Raw genomic sequence first — 17,730 nt, forward strand, 5'->3', positions numbered from 1 at the left:
TCAAAACAGCCACATTACCAGGCCGTTGATCAGCGCCCCGCCCAGCAATAGCCAGGCAAACAGCAAGGCCGCCAGCATCAGCGGCCGCGTACCCGCCTGGCGTATGGCCGAGACATGCGTGGTCAGCCCCAGCGCCGCCATCGCCATGGTGAGCACCAGATTGTCCAGCACCAACAAGGCCTGAACCGCCTGTGCGGGCAGCCAGTGCAGCGAATTGAACCCGGCCACGGCGATGAAAGCCACCGCAAACCAAGGAATGGTCCGCCAGAACGCGCCCTGACCAGCATGCCCCGATCCAGTAGAGCGGCGCGCGATCCAGGCGGCCAGCACGATCAGAAAAGGGGCCAGCAGCATGACCCGCAGCATTTTGATGATGACCGCATTCGTGGCGGCCAGTTCGCCCACCGCGCGCCCCGCAGCGACGACTTGGGCGACTTCATGCACCGTAGAGCCGGTAAAGATCCCATAAGCGGACTCGCTCAGCCCCCAGGGCTGGGCAAGCGCGTACAAGAAGGGATAGAGAAACATGCCCAGGGTGCCGAACACCACCACGGTGGCGACCGCCACGGCCACCTTGTCGGCGCGCGCCCGCACAACCGGCTCGGCCGCCAGCACAGCGGCGGCACCACAGATCGAACTGCCGACGCCAATCAGTATGGCACTTTGCTCATCGAGCCCCATTTTCCGGTGCCCGGCCCACCAGGCGAGAGTGAATGTGGACATGATGACCAGAACGTCGATCAGCAGCCCCTCGAGGCCGACCGAAAAAATATCCTGGAACGTCAACCGGAAGCCGTAAAGGATGATCCCGAGACGCAGCAGCTTGGCTTTGGAAAACGCCACCCCGGCACCGCACTGAAAAGCCACGCGCGAATACAGTGTGTTGCCCAGCACCATGCCCGCCACAATGGCCAGCGTCAGCGCCGACATCCCCGCATCGGATAAAAAGGACAGCCCTGACAAGCCCATCGCAGCCAGTGCAATAGCCAGGGTCAGCAACAGGCCTGGCAGAGGCTGCATAGGGCCCGTGAAATGGATGCGGCGCGTCAGGGTGGTCATGCAGGGTCCCAAAAAAAGCGCCGGCCCCTTGCCAGCGCGCATGACCAGAATACGCGCTATCATTAAAGAAATAAAACAAATACTTTTTATTTATTCAATCGATTTTACTTATTGATTCAGCCATGTCCTGGTATATCAGCTTGCGTGAACTGGAAGTGTTTCTTGGCATTGTCGATGAGGGCACCGTCACGGCGGCGGCGGATCGCGCCGGCATGACGCAGTCAGCCGCCAGCCAGGCGCTGCTGTCCCTTGAAAAGGGCCTGTCCACGCCGCTGTTCGACCGGATCGGGCGCAAGCTGCTGCTGAACGCACAAGGGCATGTGTTTCTGCCCAGGGCTCGCACGCTGGTGGACCAGGCACAGGAGCTTCAACGCCTGTTCACGGACGATGCCGGCATCTTCCTGCGCCTGGGGGCCAGCACCACCATCGGCAATCATTTGCTGCCCGCCTTACTCGCTCGCTTCCGGCAGGCGCACCCGCGCGCCTCGATCCAGTTGATGGTGGGCAACACCGCCGACGTGGTCGAGGCCGTCACCCAGTTGCGCATCGACGCGGGTTTTGTCGAAGGCCCCAGCCACCACCCTGAACTGCTCATGACCCCGTGGCAAGCGGACCGCATGTGCGTCTTTGCCGCCGCCGATCATGCGCTGGCCCGCGGCCCGGTGTCCCTGCCCGAACTCGCCCGGGCGCCCTGGGTCCTGCGCGAGCCGGGCTCCGGTACCCGCGAAGAAGTCGAACGGCTGCTGCTGCCTCATCTGGGCCGCCTGGAAGCGGTGATGGAACTGGGCCAGTCGGAAGCCATCAAGCAGCTCGTTGCAGCCGGAATGGGCATCAGCTGCCTGTCGCGCCACGTGATCGCGGAATGGCTCGAGCAGGGCCGCCTGGTCGAGCTGCGGTCCCCCCTGCCCCAGCTGGAGCGATCGCTGTACCGTATCCAGCACAAGGACAAGCCGGGCAGCCGCGCCATGATGCTATTCGATGCCCTGCTGCGCGCGCATTTCGTCAGCGGCGCATGAACAGCAGGTTCAGGGCGAGCCCAAGGAACACCGCCCCCGCGATGCGGTTCAGCCAGCGCTGCACCCCCGCAGAGCGCCGTATCGTGTCGCCCACCTTGCCACTGAAGCACGCAATACCCCCGAATACCAGCAGGGTCGCCACAATGAACACGCTACCGAACAGGACGATCTGCAGGGCGACTTCTCCGCGTGAAGGATCCACGAACTGCGGCAAAAAGGCCAGAAAGAACACCAATACCTTGGGATTGGTGATGTTCATGACGATGCCGCGCCCCACCATGCGCGCTGGATGGAACCCGTTGCCGGGTGCCGCATCCGAATGACCTGCCGAGAGGGCAACGTCGCCCGCGCGCGCGGCTGCGCGAAACGCCCCCCAGGCCAGATACGCCAGATAGACGGCCCCGGCAACCTTGAGCCCCATGAAGGCCGCCGCCGACGCCAGGAACAGCGCCGCCAGGCCCAGGGCGACGGCCGCAGTCTGCGCGACCAGCCCCAGGCACAGGCCGACCACCACCGCAAGACCCGCCTGCCAGCCTTTCTGGGCCGACACCACCAGCACGAAGAGATTGTCCGGCCCGGGGCTGAGCGCAAGCAGCAGGGCCGCGCCAAAAAACCCGGCCAGCGTCTCAATGCCCGGCATGATTTGTTGCCCTGAAAATCTTCACTGTTGACCTCCGGCTTTGCGCACTGTCGGATACCTCCGAAGCGTGCATCATGCCACAATAGCGTACTCGCACCTTGCCTGGACGATACGAATGCAACACCGCTGGCTGGACCGCCCTGCCCCTTACCTGCCGGTATGGCAGGCCATGCAGGACTTCACCCAAAAACGGCAGCCGGACACGGCGGACGAACTTTGGCTGGTCGAGCATGCGCCCGTCTATACCCTGGGCCAGGCAGGCCGGCCAGAGCACGTCCTGAACCCGCGCCACATCCCCGTCGTACGCAGCAATCGGGGCGGCCAGGTCACCTATCATGGGCCCGGCCAGGTCATTCTGTACACCCTGGTAGACTTGCGTCGCAGACGGGTCTCCGCACACGCACTCGTGCACCTGCTCGAGCAAACCGTGCTGGACCTGCTTCTGCAGTGCGGGCTCTCGCAAGCCTGCCGCAAGCTTGGCGCACCCGGCGTGTACGTACCACAATCCGCGCTAAACCACCCGCAGGGTACGCAGCTGGCAAAAATTGCCGCCCTGGGCGTCAAGGTCCACAAGGGGTGTGCCTACCATGGCGTCGCCCTGAACGTCGACATGGATCTGACCCCCTTCCTGGGCATCAACCCTTGCGGCCAGGCAGGTCTGCAAACGGTCGACCTGGCCGCATGCGGCGTACACTGCAGTGTGGTCGACGCGGGCAATGCGCTGGCCCGGATCTTTTCAGCCGCCTGGGAATCCGCGACCGACTTCAGCCCGCCCCGAGCCACCCGACACCTCTTGACCGCCATTGAACCTTCGACATGACCACAGAAATCCCAACCATTCGTGCCCGCGTGCGCCCAGGTGCCAAATTCGTCAGCCCTCAGGGCACCCGGGCCGTCAAAGACGGCATGCGGCCCAGCGCCCTGGCCGGGCAAGCGGATGTCGGGCCCAAGCCCGCCTGGCTGCGGGTGCGCATTCCGGCCGGCAGCCAGTACGAGAAAGTGCGCGACATCGTGCGCGACCACCAGCTCAACACCGTCTGTGCAGAATCCAAATGCCCGAACATTGCCGAGTGCTGGGGCCGCGGCACCGCCACGCTGATGCTGATGGGCTCGGTCTGCACCCGGGCCTGCAAATTTTGCGCGGTCAGCACCGGCAATCCGCACGGCTGGCTCGACCACAACGAGCCCGAGAGCGTTGCCGAAGCCGTGGTCCTGATGCAGCTGAAATACGTCGTACTGACCTCGGTGGACCGCGACGACCTCATCGACGGTGGTGCGGGGCATTACGCCGATTGCATCCGGGCCATTCATCGGCGCTCGGCAGACACCGCGGTCGAGGCGCTGACCCCCGACTTCCAGGGCAGGCAAAAAGACGTGGCGACGGTGCTCGATGCCGGCCTCACCACATTTGCGCAAAACATCGAGACCGTGCGCCGCCTCACGCACGTGGTACGCGACGTGCGCGCCGGCTATCAGCAAACCCTGGACGTACTGAAATTCGCGAAGGCGCATGCGCCACACACGCTGACCAAAACCAGCGTCATGCTGGGCCTGGGCGAGGCCGACGACGAAGTCATCCAGACCATGGAAGACGCGCGCGCTCACGACGTGGACATTCTGACGTTGGGCCAGTACATGCGGCCGACCAAAAACCATCTGCCGGTACAGCGTTTCGTTACACCAGAGCAGTTTCGAGAATTTCGCCGGCTCGGCCTGTCGATGGGTTTTCGCGAAGTGGTGGCTGGCGCCCTGGTGCGCTCGAGCTACCGCGCCGAGCGGGTGCTGGAGGCCGACAACGTCGGCCTTTGAAGAGGTGCATCGGTCAAGGCCTGCAGCGCGTCGAATGACAGGCCTTCGACCATTTCGCATACATGCATGGCGCCATCGCGAATCTCGATGACGCACAGGTCGGTATACACCCGCTTCACGCACCCCAGGCCGGTCAGCGGGTAGCGGCAGGTTTTCATGAGCTTCGGCTGACCATCGCGCGTGGTGTGGGTGGTCATCACCCAGACATTGCGCGCGCCCACGGCAAGATCCATCGCCCCGCCCACGGCCGGGATGGCATCGGGATCGCCCGTATGCCAGTTGGCCAGATCGCCATTTTGCGCCACCTGATAGGCCCCCAGCACGCAGATGTCGAGGTGGCCGCCGCGCATCATGACGAACGAATCCCCATGATGGAACAAAGCGGCGCCGGGAATCATGGTGACTGGCTGCTTGCCGGCATTGATCAGGTCTGGGTCTTCTTCGCCCGGGGCGGGGGCCGGCCCCATGCCCAGCAGGCCATTTTCGCTGTGCAGCATCACGTGCCTGGCCGGATCGAGATAATTGGCCACCAGCGTGGGCAGGCCGATACCCAGGTTGACGTACGCCCCCGGGAATATATCGGCCGCGACGCGCCGCGCCATGGCTTCCTTGTTCATGCGCGTGTAAGACATGATTACTCCTGGGGCGGGATCTGCACGACGCGCTGCACGAAGATGCCCGGCGTCACGATGGTTTCGGGATCGAGCTGGCCCGCAGCCACGACATGCGCCACCTGCACCACGGCCATTTTTGCGGCAGCGGCCATGATGGGCCCGAAATTGCGGGCTGTTTTGCGGTACACCAGATTGCCATATACGTCAGCCATATGGGCCTTTACCAGGGCCACCTGGGCATGCAGCGGGTATTCGAGCACGTAATGCCGGCCATTGATCTCCCGGACTTCTTTGCCCTTGGCCAAATCCGTGCCGTAACCCACCGGCGTGAAAATGGCCCCCAGGCCGGCCCCCGCCGCCTCGATGCGAGCCACCAGATTGCCCTGCGGGACCAGTTCGAGCTCGATCTTCCCCGCTCTGTACAGGCCATCGAACACGTGTGAATCATGCTGCCGCGGAAACGAACAGATGATTTTCTGCACCTGCCCGCGCGCCAGAAGGGCCGCCAGCCCGGTATCGCCATTGCCGGCATTGTTGCTGATGACCGTAAGCCCCTTGACATTCAGGTCGGCCAGGCCGTCGATCAGGGCGGCGGGTTGGCCTGCCAACCCGAACCCGCCGATCATGATGGTGTCGCCATCGTGGATACCCTGCAGGGCGTGTGCGACATCAGGATAGCGTTTGTTCAACAGGGGTCTCTCTGGTAGGGTCGTTTGCCGAACTTATGTTCTCTATGCGAACATTGTACATCTCTGAATCCAACACTCAAAGGGTCATGGCCACCCACATGTCGCCCGATTCCCATCCCACCCGCAGCCAGACACGCATCGTCGCGCCCGAATCGCCCTTCGCCCCGGCGGCCGCAGACGACGGGCTGCTGTCGTTCGCCCGCGGGATCGCTGTCATGGAAGTCTTTTCACGCCACCATGCCCCGCTGTCGATGGCGGACATCGCACGCCGAACCCGCCTGCCAAGGGCCACGATCCGGCGTATCCTGATCACGTTGAGAAACCTGGGCTACGTATTGGAAATCGACCGGAAATACCGCCTCACGCCCAAGATCCTGACGCTCGCCCAGGGCTACCTGGCGTCGTCGGGCTTCCCTGCCGCGCTTCAGCCCATACTGGAAGACATCACGGCCCAAACCGGCGAATCATCATCCTTCGCGGTGCTCGATGGCACAGAGATCATCTACGTGGCCCGATCGGCAGAAGAGAAAATGCGCATCATGAGCAACAGCCTGCACGTGGGCAGCACGCTGCCGGCCTATTGCACCTCGATGGGCCGTGCCATCCTGGCGCAACTGCCGCGCCATCGGCAGGCAGCGATCCTGCAGGCATCCAACCGGCTGCGGCATACCGAACACACCGTCGTCGACGTCGATGCACTGCTCAAGATCCTGGCTGCAGATCAGGCCAACGGCTATTCCATCGTCAACCAAGAGCTCGAAACCGGGCTATGCGCCATCGCGGTCCCCGTCATGGCGCATGACGCGGGGGTCGCCGGCGCAATCAACATCAGTACCCACGTGCTGCGCACTGACCCGGGCGATGTCAGGCGCACCTACCTGCCCGTGCTGCAGGCCGCCTTGAAGATGATTTTTGTCTAAAGAGCCGGGCCACCTGCGGCCACCGCTTCCCGACTCTTCTTCGGCCACTGTTTCTCGACAATGTAGCGGTACGCACTCTTGATGTCATCCTGAAGCGCGGCGCACGCGGCATCTGCATCCGCCGCGCCCAGGGCATCGATCATCCGCTCGTGGTGCCCGACGGCCGTACGGTTTTCCGTGCGCTCCGACCCCGAGCGCAAATCATAATTGAGGACCGGCCCAATCCGCAGCCATGAAGATTCTATGATCTTCATCAGCATGGGCATGTGCGCCGTTTCATACAACGAAAAGTGCAGCGCCTTGTTGAGCAGAACCGCCTGTCCCAGGCTGGCCCCCCCTTCACCCATGCGCACGGCCAGCTGCTGGTTCAGCGCGCGCAGCGACTGGATCAGGTCGGGTGTGACGTGCGCGGTTGCCTCGCGTACGGCATAGCCTTCGATGAGCAGCCGGATCCGGGTGATTTCCGCGAACTGTTCGGCCGTCATGACCGGAACCCGGATCGAGCGGTTCGGGGCCACCTCGAGCGCTTGATCCGAAATCAACTGGTAGACGGCTTCGCGGACCGGCATCATGCTCACGCCCAGCGCTTCCGCCATGGACCGCAGCGACAGGCGATCGCCCGGCATGACCCGGCCCGTGAGCAGCAGTTCCTTGATGCGGTTCAGGACATCCGTGCCCAAGGTGCCGCGAGGAGGTAACGGGTTCAGGAGTTTGGTCATGATGTCCTTCCATGATTAGGGAAAACACTTACTGTGATCTGTGATCACACAGAATTAATATAACAGTAACAGCGGGCCGGATCCATGCAACCGCCATCTTGAATGACGCGACCATTTGACACCCAAACGCCCCAATAGACCAGACATTCACACGGATATCCTACGGAGCACACCATGTTCGAGCACATCAGCATGAAAGACAAAAAAGTTCTGATCACAGCCGGCGGCAGCGGCCTGGGCCTGGAAATGGCACGCGCATTCCTGGAAGCCGGGTCGAAGGTCATGGTGTGCGACATCGATGAAGACCGGCTGGCTGAAGCGCGAAAAACGGATCCGCAACTGATCACCTGGCCCGCGGACGTATCGGATGAAGCCAGCGTGCAGGCCTTGTTCGATCAGGTGGCCCAAAAACTGAATGGCCTGGATGTCATGGTCAACAATGCGGGCGTCGCGGGCCCGACAGGCTACGTCGAAACGCTGACCCTGGAAGACTGGAACCGCACGCTGTCGGTCAATATTACCAGCCAGTTCCTGTGCGCGCGGTTGGCCATCCCGCTGCTCAAGCAGTCCGCTTCGGGGGTCATGATCAATCTGTCGTCCGCGGCGGGGCACCTGGGTTTTGCGGGGCGCGCGCCCTATTCCGCGTCCAAGTGGGCTGTCGTTGGCTTCACCAAGACCCTGGCCATCGAGCTGGGCAAATACGGCATCCGGGTCAACGCCATCCTGCCCGGGGCCGTCGATGGCCCCCGCATTCGTGCGGTCATCGCCGCCAAGGCCAAGACCCTGGGCCAGCCCGTGGAAGACGTCGCCGCACAGTACGAACAACAGGCCTCGCTGGGGCGCATGGTGACGGCGCGGGATGTGGCCAACACCGTGCTGTTCGCATCCAGTGGCGCCGCCGCGTGCGTCAGCGGCCAGGCGCTGGCGGTCGATGGCCACACGCAGGCGCTGATCTGAATCCACGGCCACACGGTGTCGCACCGTCACCGCGGCACGGCCATTCGATGAGACGGGGCAAAGCCCCGGCTTTCCTTCACCAGGAGACTGAAATGAACGGTACCAAGGGCATGAAAATACTGGCGACCTCCCTATTGGCGGCATCGGCCATGATGCTGGCGCCCGCCTCGCATGCGCAGTCAGATAAATACAAGATATTCCTCAGCATGAGCTACATCGGCAATGACTGGCAGGCCGAGGCCACCAACATGATCAAGGCCATGGCCAAGACGCCCGAACTGCGCGACAAGGTGGACCTGGAAATCCAGGTCGCCGGCGCCGACGCTCAAAAGCAGATCCAGCAGATCAACGCGATGATCCAGGCCGGTGCCAACGCCATCGTCGTCTACCCGATCTCGCCCACGGCCCTCAACCAGGTCATCAAGCGGGCCTGTTCGAAAGACATCCAGGTGTTCGCCTATGATGGCGAAGTGACCGAGCCCTGTGCGCACAACATCCACATCGACCAGAAAGAGGCCGGCGTCGCCACGGCCGAATGGCTGGTGGACCAGATGGGTGGCAAAGGGAACATCGTCATGATCACCGGGGTGCCCGGAACTTCGGTGGACAAGCTGCGCACCGAGGGCGCCAAGTCCGTATTCGCACAACATCCCGAGATCAAGGTGGTCAACGAAAGCCCGGGCATGTGGAGCCAGGCCGTCGCCCGCACCGAGCTGACAAAAATCATGGCGGTGCGAGACTGGGACGACATCGACGGCCTGTGGATGCAGGTCGGTTGCTACACGGCCAACGCCATGCAGCTCGAAGCAGACCGCAAACCCGAAGACCTCCTGCCCTGCGCAGGCGAAGGCTCCAACGGCGGACGCATCCAGATGCTGCCGCCCGACACACAGCTGGAAGGCGCCAGCGGCGCCTATGCGCCGCTGGGTGCGCCGCGCTTCTCCTATGCGTCCGTTCCGTACTCGGGCGCACTGGCCCTGAAGCTTGCGGTCGAAGCCCTGGACGGCAAGGCCGTACCCCAGGAAGTGATTCTGCCACTGCCCAGGATCACCAACGAGACGGTCAAGCTCTGCCAGAATGGCACCTGGAAAGAAATGGATGACGGTTGCAACGTGTTCATGCCAGCCATCGTGAAAAACCCGGGCTGGTTTGCCTCCATCTATTCACCCGAGACCCGGAACCTGGGCCTGGAAGCGGCGCTGAACGGGGAGCCGGACCAGGAATAACCAGAGCCCGGCACACCCGGAGGCACCCCATTGTCCACCCAAGCCCAGCAAGGCCCCGACATGCCACAACCCGACAGCGCATTGCGCCTGCACCATCTGTCCAGAAGGTTCGGACCGGTCATCGCGCTCTCCGATGTGTCGCTGGATATCAAGCCAGGGCGCATCCATGCCTTGCTGGGCGAGAACGGGGCTGGCAAGTCCACGACCGTCAAGCTGCTGTCGGGGCTCATGCCCCCCACCACGGGGCACATCGAGGTCTTTGGCGAGCAGGTCAGCCTGGATACGCCGCTGAAGGCCCAGGCGCTGGGCATACAAACAGCCTTCCAGGAAATGACCATGCTTCCGGAGCTGTCGGTTCTGGACAACATGCTCTTGCCGCGGGCGGCCATGCACGCCAGCGGCATGATACGCCGCACGCAGCTGCGCAAGCGCATCCTGGCACACATGGCGGCGCTGGACTTCGAAGTGGATCTCGACGAACCGATCCGGAACCTCAGCCTGACGGTACAGCAAAAGATCGAAATCACGCGCGCCATCTTCAGAAAGCCCAGAATCCTTCTGCTCGATGAACCCACGTCCACGTTGTCATCGGTCGACGTACAGTGGCTGGGCGACATCATGGCCCGGCTCAAAGCCGACGGCCTGACCACCATATTCATCTCTCACCGCATGAAAGAAGTGCGCGCGTTCTGCGATGATCTATCGATCCTGCGCAACGGCCAGCTGATTTCCTCCGGTCTCGTCGACGACTACACCGACGATGAAGTGGTCGAGCTCATTGCCGGCCGCTCGGTGCACAACGTCTTTCCGGCGCGCGAAACCCGCAGCGAAGGCACCCGCGTACTCGAGCTGCACAGCCTTTCCTCGGGCGCGATCCGGGATGCCAGCCTGCAACTGCACCAAGGGGAAATCCTCGGCATCGCAGCCCTTCAAGGCATGGGGCAGCTCGACCTCTTCGAGGCCTGCTTCGGCCTGCGCCTGCCGGCCTCGGGCCAGATCCTGATCGATGGCCAGGCGAGGCTGCACACCGGCCCGATCGGCGCGATCCAGCACGCCGGAATCGGTTTCGTGCCCGAAGACCGCAAGACGGAAGGCCTGCTGCTGAACCAAAGCGGGCTGAAAAACGCGTCCTTGCCCATACTTGGGCGGCTGACGCGCGGTGGCGCGATCCGCCAGGCAACCGAGCTTGCCGGTGCCGCACGGGTCTTCGAGCGCATCAATCTGGACCAAAGGGCGCTGTGGATGGACGCAGGATCGTTTTCCGGCGGCAACCAGCAAAAAATCGTCCTTGCACGGTGGTTGCTGGCCCAAAGCCGGATCCTGCTGCTGTTCGATCCAACGCGCGGCATCGACGTCGGTACGAAGCACGAAATCTACAAGCTGATGCTCGACTACACCCGGCTCGGCGGCGCCGTGTTGTTCTACTCGACGGAAATCGCCGAAGTGATTCATCTGAGCCACAAGATCCACGTCATTTATCGCGGGCACATCACCCGCACCTTCGAGGCGCCGGAGATCACCGAGCACGCCGTCGTGTCCGCCATGCTGGGCCAACCGCACACAGAAACGGAATCGATGCATGCCTAATCACTCGTATGGCCGCATGCTGGATCAATTCGGCAGCGTGATTGCCGCCGCAGTCGTCTTGTTCCTGCTGGTAGCCATGGTCTCTCTCAAGAGTGGCGCCGGCTTCGACTATTTCGACTTCATGCTTCTGGTCCAGGGGGGGACCACGCTCGCCATCGCGGCCATCGGCGGCACCCTGGTGATTCTGGGGGGCGGCTTCGACCTGTCTGTGGGGGCCGTGATTTCACTGGTGAACGTGGTGCTGGCCAGCCAGATCGTCGAAGGCGACGGGCCGGGCACCTTCGTGGCGACACTGCTGCTGGCCATCGGAATCGGCACCGCATGCGGGCTGGTCAACGGACTGCTGGTCGCCTATCTCCGATTGCAGTCCATCGTGGTGACCCTGGCCACCATGTTCATTCTCCAGGGCATCACGCTGCTGATCATGGACTCGCCGGGCGGCGAAGTCCCCGAAGTCATCAGCGCGACCCTCATGGGTGACTTGATACCCGATTTCATGCCGACCGCGGGGTTCATGATCCTTGTGTGCCTGGCGCTTTGGGCATGGCTCAAGCGCACCCCCTGGGGCCTGCACCTGTATGCGGTGGGGGGCAACATGGCATCGGCCGGCGCCGTCGGCGTGCGGGTCCAGCGCATCCTACTGTTGAAATACTGTGCCGCAGGCGCACTGTACGGCCTGGCCGGCCTGTTCCTGACGGCGCAGACAGGCTCCGGAGACCCGTTGGTCGGCAATTCTTTGCTGCTGCCGGTCTTCGCGGCCATCGTCATCGGCGGCACGCGCCTGGGCGGTGGCCGCGGCGGCCCCCTGGGCTCCGCACTGGGCGCCTACATTCTCATGGTGATCGTGAACCTCCTGCTGATCTTCAGTGTATCGGCATACTATTCCACGATCGCCCAGGGGGTGGTGCTGATCATCGCCGTCTTGCTGAATTCGCTCGGGGCCGGCTCGCCGCTGCGCGCATCCGTCGCGCGCATGCTGGCACGCATCCGCTTTCACAGACAGCAAGGCCGCGCCCGGCGGCGCCCGCCGCATGACCTGGCGGGCATCGACATCGCACACTCATCCGGCACCCCACCACCCCACGTCGGGCTGCTGAAGCGATACAGGAAAGACATCCTGCTGTCCGTGCCCGCCCTGGTCGCCCTGATCGCGATCGTGCTGGCAACCGCAGTGATCCTGGACCTCAACATATTCAGGTGGTCGTACTGGAACTCGCTGATCGTCCTGTCCACCTTCCTGATCATCCTGGCCCTGGGCCAGGGCGCCGTCATCCTCACGGGCGGCCTCGACCTCTCGCTGCCGTGGACCATCGCCCTATGCGCCTTCATCTTCACCGGCATCACACAAGGCTCCAACGAGCACCTGCTCCAGGCCATCCTCGTCGTTACACTGACCGGGCTGGCCATCGGGCTGCTCAACGGCATCATGGTGGCCGTGCTCGGATTTTCATCCATCGTGGCCACGCTGGCAACCAACGGGATCCTGCAGGGCCTGGCCCTGCTCTATTCCCAAGGCACCCCCAGCGGCTTTCCGGCGCCTGCCATCTCGTGGCTGATGACGGCCAAGCTCTTCGGCGTCACGCCCATCGCCTACCTGATACTGGCCTTCGTCGCCTTTGCCGTGTTCCTGCTCACGTGCACGCCTTTTGGCCGGCATGTGTACGCCACCGGCAGCAACCAGCGGGCGGCACTGCTGTCGGGGGTCCCGACCAACCGCACCCTCATCCTGGTGTTCGTATTGTCCAGCCTGTGCGCCGCCCTGGTGGGTGTGCTGCTGACCGGATTCTCGGGCCAGGCCAGCTTGGGCATGGGGGATGATTTCCTGCTGCCTTCGATCGCCGTCATCGTCGTCGGCGGCGGGCTGATCACCGGAGGGCGCGGACACTACCTGGGCATGCTGGCCGGCGTGCTGCTGCTCACGGCCCTGCAGATGTTGCTGTCGGGCAGTGGCCTGCCCTACGCCGTGCGGCCCATCATCTTTGGTTCCGTTCTGCTGCTGGCGGTGGCCAGCCTCAAAGAGCGGTTTTCTTAGGAGCGCAAAATGAAGATTGAAGTGTTTGTCGACGTGAAAACGACGCTGGGCGAGGGCCCCTTGTGGGACATTGACGAGCAACGCCTCTACTGGATAGACAGCGCCGACGGCCGGATCTTCCGTGCAACCGCCGACGGCCGGGAAATCCGGGCCTGGCAGGTGCCCACAAAAATCGGCTCGATGGCCCTGCGACGCTCCGGAGGGGCGATTGCATCGCTGGCCAACGGCCTGCACACCGTCGACTTCAAAACGGGCGCCGTCGAATTGCTGCACGACCCGGAGCCCGGCCTGCCCAACAACCGGCTCAACGACGGCAAGGTCGACCCCAAAGGGCGTTTCCTGTTCGGCAGTATGGACACCATGGAAGAAGGGCCCAACGGCGCGCTGTACCGCCTGGATCCCGACCTGTCCGTCCATCGCCTGCAGGACGGGATCGTCGTGTCGAACGGCCCCTGTTGGAGTCCGGATGGCAAGACATTCTATTTTGCCGATACCTGGGCAGAAGAAATCTGGGCCTACGACTACGATCTCGATACCGGGGCGATCGCCAACCGGCGTACTTTTACCAAAATCCAGGGTACGAACTTCCGCTCTCCGGATGGGTCCACCGTGGATGCCGAGGGCTGCCTGTGGAATGCCCAGGTCTATGAAGGCCAGTTGGTGCGCTATACCCCGGACGGCCAGGTCGAGCGCATCATCGAAATGCCCGTCAAGAACGTCACCAGCGTGATGTTTGGCGGCGAGCACCTCGATATCCTGTTCGTCACCTCCATGTCGCGCCCCCCGCTGCCCCGATTCCCGTCTGATTCAGTGCTGGGGGGCAGCGTCTTCATGATCACCGGGCTGGGGATCCGTGGAGTCCCCGAACAGCGCTTCGCAGGCTGACCCTGCCAACGTCTTTTTACACTATCAGGATGACGAACCCATGAAAACAGCCGTCATAGGGGCAGGCCTCATCGGCCAGGCCTGGTCCATCGTATTTGCCCGCGGCGGGCTCGAGGTCACGCTCTGGGATGGCGACCCCGAAGCACTCGCCCGCGCCGGCGAGATGATCGCCGCACTGACCGAAAAGCTGCAAGATGCCGGGCTGGTGCCGTCCAGCCAGGATGCGCTGGCCAGGATCCGGCGCGTTGCGACCCTCGAAGAGGCGCTGGCCGATGCAGACTACGTGCAGGAATGCCTGCCCGAATCCGTAGAGGTCAAAAAAGAGATTTTTGCCCGCATGGATGTGGCGGCAAAACACGATGCCGTACTCGCCAGCTCCACATCCAGCATCGCGGCCTCCCGGTTCACGGAACACCTGCCCGGCCGTGCCCGGTGCCTGGTGGCGCACCCCGTGAACCCCCCTTACCTGGTCCCCGTGGTCGAGCTGTGCGGCGCCCCATGGACGGATCCGGCCGTGGTCGCGAAAGCGCACGACCTGCTGACACGCGTGCGGCAAACCCCCATCGTCGTCAAGAAGGAAATCAAGGGTTTCATCCTGAACCGGCTGCAGGGCGCCTTGCTGCGGGAAGCCTTCCGCCTGGTCCAGAACGACTGCGTGACCGTCGAGGATCTCGACCTGACCCTCAAGAACGGGCTGGGCCTGCGGTGGTCGTTCATGGGGCCATTCGAGACCATCGACCTGAATGCGCCCGACGGCTTGCGCGATTACTGCGAACGGTACGGCACCATCTACAACGAGCTGGCGCTCGAACAAGCGGACACCACCCCCTGGCCGCAGGCCCTGATCGAGGCGCTGGACGCCGAGCGGCGGAAAATCCTGCCACGGGAGCAGCTCAAGGACCGGCGCGTCTGGCGCGATGAACATCTGATGGCACTGCTCAGGCACAAGGCGGGCGAACGCTGATCCCGCCCCGCCAAGCCGGCCTGCGGGCACTCGCATCGATATCGAATTTTTCAAGGAGCACCATCATGGCAAGCAAGAAAAAAGCCATCATCAGCTGCGCGGTCACCGGCGCGATCCATACACCCAGCATGTCGCCGTATTTGCCGGTCACCGCAGAGCACATTGCAGACGATGCCATTGCAGCCGCGCGCGCCGGCGCCGCCGTCCTGCACCTGCACGCCCGCGATCCGAAAGATGGCAGGCCCACCCAGGATCCGGAATACTTCCGACCATTTCTGGAGAAAATCAAGCAGGCCACGGATGCGGTGATCAACATCACCACGGGCGGCAGCCCGCACATGACGGTCGAAGAGCGCATGCGCCCGGCAATGACCTTCAAGCCCGAACTGGCCTCGCTGAACATGGGCTCGATGAATTTCGGCCTGTTCCCCATGCTCAACCGCTTCAAGACCTTTCAGCACGACTGGGAACGCCAGCACCTGGAAAACAGCCGCGACCTGATCTTCAAGAACACCTACAAGGACATCGAGACCATCCTGCGCAAGGGCACCGAAAACGGCACGCGCTTCGAATTCGAATGCTATGACATCAGCCACCTGTACAACCTGGCCCACTTCGTGGATCGGGGGCTGGTGCAAAGCCCCCCTTTCATCCAGTCGGTGTTCGGCATCCTGGGTGGCATCGGGCCCAACCCCGAAGACCTGATGCACATGCGGCGCACGGCCGACCGGCTGTTTGGCGACGACTACCAATGGTCTATCCTGGGTGCGGGCCGCAACCAGATTCCGCTGGCCACCATCGGCGCCGCCATGGGCTCCAACGTGCGTGTCGGGCTCGAAGACTCGCTCTGGCTGGGGCCAGGCGAAATGGCGAAATCCAACGCCGACCAGGTGACGCGCATCCGCACCATTCTCGAGGCCCTGAACCTCGAGGTCGCCACCCCCGATGAAGCCCGCGCAATCCTCTGCCTGAAAGGCGCCGATCAGGTCGCCTTCTGATCCATTCGATCCATACAGGCCCGCCAGCCGACCCGTGCCGCCCGTGCGGATGGGCCGGCTGCGCGGACGGGCTATCCGGCGGCCGGCCCCTCAGTGGACTGCCGCATACATGATGCCTTCCTCTGTGGCCTCGTCGGCATCGAACTCCTCGACCACCCGGCCGGACCGGTAGACCAGAACCCGGTCTGACAACTTCAGAATCTCGGGCAGATAAGATGAAATCACCACGACGGCCAAGCCGCTGTCAGCCAAGTCGCGAATCACGTTATGGATCTCGCTGATCGCCCCCACGTCCACGCCGCGCGTCGGCTCATCGAAAAATATCAGCCGGGGCGCTTGGGCCAATGATTTGGCGGCCACCACCTTTTGCTGGTTGCCGCCCGACAATTCGACGATACGGGCCGCCGGATTGATCGCCCGAATCTGGAAGATTTTTTTCCATTTTTCGGTTTCCTCTTTGGCATAGTCGGACCCGAGGAAACCAAGCTGGGTGGACCCCTTGACCAGCAAACCCGCTTCGATGTTCTGCTGGATGGTCATGTTCTCGAAGAAGCCATCCGCTTTGCGATCTTCGGTGATGTAGACGATACCGCTGTTGACCGCCGGCCCTGGCGTGCGATAGCGAACCTCCCGGTCTTGGTAGCGGACTACGCCACCGTAAAAATGGTTCCGCTTGATGACCCCGGCAATCACCTTGGCCGTCTCCGAGCGACCCGAGCCCACCAGCCCAAACAGGCCGGTAATCTGGCCGGTATAGATGGAAAACGAGGTATTGCGCACGATCCCGCCCATGGAGAGATTTTCCACACTCAGGATGCGCGTGGTGTTGACCGGTTTCTGGTCGGCGCGCTGCTGCGGCTGATACGCCTCGCCGGACAACTCGCGCCCGACCATATCCTTGATGATGGAGTCTTTGGTCATGTTGATGGCGAGGTCGTTGCGGATCAGCTGCCCATCCCGCAATACCGTGATCTGGGTGGCCCAGCTCAGCGCTTCCTCGATGGCATGACTGATGAACAGAATCGCAATGCCTTCCTTGCACAGCCGCTGCAGCAACATGAAGAAATAGTGTTTCTCCTCGGGCGTCAGTGTGGCAGTGGGCTCATCGAAGATAATGACCCTGGCATGCTGGCGCACGGCGCGCGCGATTTCCACCATTTGCTTCTGTGCAGCGCCCAAGGTGCCCACCGTCGCCCAGGGATCCACATTGAAACTGAGCGAGCCCAGCAGCTGCTGGGCGCTGATGTACAGGCCCCGCAGCCGGTAGAACCGTTTTTCGCTGCCCAGGAACAGATTCTGGGCCACAGTCATGGACGAGACCAGGCTGGTTTCCTGATAGACCATGGCAATGCCGCTGTCCAGGGCTTCGGTGGGGTTGCGGAACTGCACCGGCTGGCCATCGATGTGCAAGGTACCCTCGGATGGCGCATAGACCCCCGCAATGATCTTGCACAGCGTGGATTTTCCGGCGCCATTTTCTCCTACCAGTGCATGGATCTCGCCGGCGACCAGCTGCAGATCGATGCCCTTGATCGCGTAGTTGCCACCGAATTCCTTGGATACGTCTTGCAGGCTGAATATCACCTTACTCACGGCACAGCTCCAGGGTTGGGAC

The 17,730-nt window shown here is 62.9% G+C and carries 17 protein-coding genes; 11 read left to right on the forward strand and 6 right to left on the reverse strand.

What is annotated here, in order from left to right:
• The gene (locus WCZ84_RS00130) at window positions 1-1,059 is read right to left on the reverse strand and encodes a YeiH family protein (protein ID WP_372684216.1); all 1,059 of its coding nucleotides are present in this window, start codon (window positions 1,057-1,059) and stop codon (window positions 1-3) included.
• A gap of 122 nt (window positions 1,060-1,181) precedes the next feature.
• Here WCZ84_RS00130 and WCZ84_RS00135 point away from each other — a divergent pair, with 122 nt between their 5' ends.
• Window positions 1,182-2,075, forward strand: a complete 894-nt coding sequence (locus WCZ84_RS00135) for a LysR family transcriptional regulator (protein WP_372684217.1) — start codon at window positions 1,182-1,184, stop codon at window positions 2,073-2,075.
• Here the strand turns inward: WCZ84_RS00135 and WCZ84_RS00140 are convergent.
• A complete protein-coding gene (locus WCZ84_RS00140; protein WP_372684218.1) occupies window positions 2,062-2,715 on the reverse strand; it encodes a LysE family translocator in 654 nt (217 codons plus the stop codon). The genes WCZ84_RS00135 and WCZ84_RS00140 overlap by 14 nt on opposite strands.
• 115 nt (window positions 2,716-2,830) lie before the next feature.
• On the opposite strand from WCZ84_RS00140, the gene lipB reads away from it, so the two are divergent.
• On the forward strand, window positions 2,831-3,535 hold the full coding sequence (gene lipB, locus WCZ84_RS00145; RefSeq protein ID WP_372684219.1) for a lipoyl(octanoyl) transferase LipB: 705 nt from the start codon (window positions 2,831-2,833) through the stop codon (window positions 3,533-3,535).
• The gene (lipA, locus tag WCZ84_RS00150; protein ID WP_372684220.1) at window positions 3,532-4,524 is read left to right on the forward strand and encodes a lipoyl synthase; all 993 of its coding nucleotides are present in this window, start codon (window positions 3,532-3,534) and stop codon (window positions 4,522-4,524) included. The genes lipB and lipA overlap by 4 nt, the downstream gene beginning before the upstream one ends.
• Here the strand turns inward: lipA and WCZ84_RS00155 are convergent.
• Window positions 4,479-5,156 carry a 3-oxoacid CoA-transferase subunit B gene (locus WCZ84_RS00155; RefSeq protein WP_372684221.1) on the reverse strand — a complete coding sequence of 226 codons (678 nt, stop codon included), beginning with the start codon at window positions 5,154-5,156 and terminating at the stop codon, window positions 4,479-4,481. The two genes, lipA and WCZ84_RS00155, sit on opposite strands and share 46 nt — an antisense overlap.
• 2 nt (window positions 5,157-5,158) lie before the next feature.
• Complete coding sequence (locus tag WCZ84_RS00160; protein WP_372684300.1) at window positions 5,159-5,830, reverse strand: 3-oxoacid CoA-transferase subunit A; 672 nt, start codon at window positions 5,828-5,830, stop codon at window positions 5,159-5,161.
• 95 nt (window positions 5,831-5,925) lie between these two features.
• On the opposite strand from WCZ84_RS00160, the gene WCZ84_RS00165 reads away from it, so the two are divergent.
• On the forward strand, window positions 5,926-6,747 hold the full coding sequence (locus WCZ84_RS00165; RefSeq protein ID WP_372684222.1) for an IclR family transcriptional regulator C-terminal domain-containing protein: 822 nt from the start codon (window positions 5,926-5,928) through the stop codon (window positions 6,745-6,747).
• On the opposite strand, the gene WCZ84_RS00170 is transcribed toward WCZ84_RS00165, so the two are convergent.
• The gene (locus tag WCZ84_RS00170) at window positions 6,744-7,466 is read right to left on the reverse strand and encodes a GntR family transcriptional regulator (RefSeq protein WP_372684223.1); all 723 of its coding nucleotides are present in this window, start codon (window positions 7,464-7,466) and stop codon (window positions 6,744-6,746) included. The two genes, WCZ84_RS00165 and WCZ84_RS00170, sit on opposite strands and share 4 nt — an antisense overlap.
• 174 nt (window positions 7,467-7,640) lie before the next feature.
• On the opposite strand from WCZ84_RS00170, the gene WCZ84_RS00175 reads away from it, so the two are divergent.
• The 7 genes from WCZ84_RS00175 to WCZ84_RS00205 all read left to right on the forward strand — a co-directional run bounded on the left by WCZ84_RS00175 (window position 7,641) and on the right by WCZ84_RS00205 (window position 16,115).
• The gene (locus tag WCZ84_RS00175; RefSeq protein WP_372684224.1) at window positions 7,641-8,423 is read left to right on the forward strand and encodes an SDR family oxidoreductase; all 783 of its coding nucleotides are present in this window, start codon (window positions 7,641-7,643) and stop codon (window positions 8,421-8,423) included.
• Window positions 8,424-8,515: 92 nt separating this feature from the next.
• The gene (locus WCZ84_RS00180; RefSeq protein ID WP_372684225.1) at window positions 8,516-9,649 is read left to right on the forward strand and encodes a sugar ABC transporter substrate-binding protein; all 1,134 of its coding nucleotides are present in this window, start codon (window positions 8,516-8,518) and stop codon (window positions 9,647-9,649) included.
• Window positions 9,650-9,679: 30 nt separating this feature from the next.
• Entirely contained in the window at window positions 9,680-11,236 is a 1,557-nt protein-coding gene (locus WCZ84_RS00185; RefSeq protein ID WP_372684226.1) for a sugar ABC transporter ATP-binding protein, read from the forward strand.
• Complete coding sequence (locus tag WCZ84_RS00190; protein ID WP_372684227.1) at window positions 11,229-13,268, forward strand: ABC transporter permease; 2,040 nt, start codon at window positions 11,229-11,231, stop codon at window positions 13,266-13,268. The genes WCZ84_RS00185 and WCZ84_RS00190 overlap by 8 nt, the downstream gene beginning before the upstream one ends.
• A 9-nt stretch (window positions 13,269-13,277) precedes the next feature.
• Complete coding sequence (locus WCZ84_RS00195; protein WP_372684228.1) at window positions 13,278-14,153, forward strand: SMP-30/gluconolactonase/LRE family protein; 876 nt, start codon at window positions 13,278-13,280, stop codon at window positions 14,151-14,153.
• 40 nt (window positions 14,154-14,193) lie between these two features.
• Entirely contained in the window at window positions 14,194-15,117 is a 924-nt protein-coding gene (locus tag WCZ84_RS00200) for a 3-hydroxyacyl-CoA dehydrogenase (protein ID WP_372684229.1), read from the forward strand.
• A 65-nt stretch (window positions 15,118-15,182) separates the two neighbouring features.
• Complete coding sequence (locus tag WCZ84_RS00205; RefSeq protein ID WP_372684230.1) at window positions 15,183-16,115, forward strand: 3-keto-5-aminohexanoate cleavage protein; 933 nt, start codon at window positions 15,183-15,185, stop codon at window positions 16,113-16,115.
• Between the two features lie 90 nt (window positions 16,116-16,205).
• Here WCZ84_RS00205 and WCZ84_RS00210 read toward each other — a convergent pair whose 3' ends face one another.
• Window positions 16,206-17,708 (reverse strand): sugar ABC transporter ATP-binding protein, encoded by a 1,503-nt coding sequence (locus tag WCZ84_RS00210; RefSeq protein ID WP_372684231.1) that lies wholly within the window; start codon window positions 17,706-17,708, stop codon window positions 16,206-16,208.
• Window positions 17,709-17,730: the final 22 nt, after the last annotated feature.

This window comes from Castellaniella sp., assembly GCF_041675725.1.
In the GTDB taxonomy this organism is placed as follows: Bacteria; Pseudomonadota; Gammaproteobacteria; order Burkholderiales; family Burkholderiaceae_B; genus Castellaniella.